The sequence below is a fragment of the bacterium genome (genome assembly GCA_035370465.1).
Lineage (GTDB): Bacteria > Ratteibacteria > UBA8468 > B48-G9 > JAFGKM01 > JAGGVW01.
Window position 1 is genome coordinate 1 of record DAOOVW010000099.1, and the last position, 1,832, is coordinate 1,832.

The 1,832-nt window shown below is 29.2% G+C and carries 1 protein-coding gene; it reads left to right on the forward strand.

Going from position 1 to position 1,832, the window contains the following annotated elements; all coding sequences use genetic code 11:
- The first annotated feature begins 92 nt into the window (after nt 1–92).
- Entirely contained in the window at nt 93–1,766 is a 1,674-nt protein-coding gene (locus tag PLW95_08145) for an ATPase, T2SS/T4P/T4SS family (protein HOV22625.1), read from the forward strand.
- Nucleotides 1,767–1,832: the final 66 nt, after the last annotated feature.

Here is a 1,832-nt window from a genome sequence, read left to right on the forward strand (position 1 = left end):
TTTATAAAATGTCAAAAGGAAAAATAGAATAAAACCTCTGCATATTACAATTGGTTGTGTAAATAGATGTTTTATGGTAAAATAATATTGGTATGGAAAGAAAAGAATTAGGGCAGATACTTATTGAAAAAGGTATTATTACTCCTTTACAACTTGAAGAAGCATTACAGGAACAAAAAAAGACAGATAAATTTTTAGGTGAAATACTTGTTGAAAAGAAGTTCACAACAAAAGAAGATATAGTACATGCTCTTACTGAACAGAAAAAAGCAGATACTGTTGTTCTTTCCAGATTTAGAGGGTTAAAAAAAGAAGATATAAAAATAATTCCAGAAAATATTGCAAGAAAATTTACCCTTATTGGAATTGCAAAGGAAAATGAAACACTTATTGTAGCAATGAAAGACCCTTTAGATATTGTAGCAATGGATACAGTAAGAAGAATTACTGGAATGAAAATAAAAGTTGTAAAAGCAGAAGAAAAGGAAATCCTTGACTTAATTGAAAGGTATTATAATGAAGAAAAAGATATTCCTGAAATGTTTCAAGAACTTGAAAACAGTAGGGAACAAGAGGAAGTAGTAGATGAAAACCAATTAAGAATTGCTGCGGAAGATGCTCCTATAATAAGATTTGTAAATTCACTTTTTTTAAATGCAATTGAAAAAAGAGCAACTGATATTCATTTAGAGCCAGGAGAAATAGATATTAATGTTAGATTTAGAATAGATGGTATTCTTCATAGTAGTTTTCAGTCACCTCCTAAATATGCTTACCCTGGGATTGTTACACGAATGAAAATTCTATCAAACCTTGATATTGGTGAAAGAAGATTACCTCAGGATGGAAGATTTAAAATTAAAGTAGGCATAAGAGAAATAGATGTTAGAATTTCAACTCTTCCTACAATACATGGAGAAAAAGTGGTAATGCGACTTTTAGATAGAGAAAATCTTGTTTTAGATATGGAACAATTAGGGTTTGAGGCAGAAGAATTAAAAAAATTTAAAGGCTCCCTTATGAGACCGTTTGGAATGATAATAGTAACAGGTCCAACAGGAAGTGGAAAAACAACTACTTTATATTCTGGCTTAACTTTTATAAATACATCTGAAAAAAATATAATAACGATTGAAGACCCTGTTGAATATCAATTAGAAAGGATAAATCAAGTTCAGATAAAACCAAAAATTGGGCTTACTTTTCCAGTTGTTTTGCGACATATTTTAAGACAAGACCCTGATGTTATAATGATTGGAGAAATTAGAGATATTGAAACCGCACAAATTGCTATTCAATCATCACTTACAGGACATCTTGTTATTTCTACCCTTCATACAAATGATACTGTTTCTACTATTTCAAGATTATCTTATATGGGGGTTGAAAATTATCTTATATCTGATGCTGTAAATTTAATTCTTTCTCAAAGATTAATTAGAAAAATATGTGAAAGATGCAAAGAAAAAGATAAAGAAGGAAAAACTACTCTTGAAAAAATTGGAATTGATGTCGCTAAAAAAGAAATTTATAAAGGTAGAGGTTGTATTGATTGTAATTATACTGGGTATTATGGTAGAATTGCTATTTATGAAGTATTGGAAGTAAATAGAAAAATAAGAGAAATGATAATTGAAAAGAAAAGCGAAGATAAAATAAGAGATGCAGCAAAAGAAAACGGAATGAAAACATTAAGAGAAATTGGAATTAAAAAAGTTGTTGATGGAATTACAACTGTAAAAGAAGCGCTAAGTGTAACACTGTAAATAAAAAGTACAAAAGCATCTACATTTTCCCCTTTTTAAAAAAAGATTCTCCCCTTTGACAAAGGG

Coding starts and splice junctions, on each gene's coding strand:
- PLW95_08145 (HOV22625.1), top strand. CDS start 93: ATGGAAAGAAAAGAATTAGGGCAGATACTTATTGAAAAAGGTATTATT.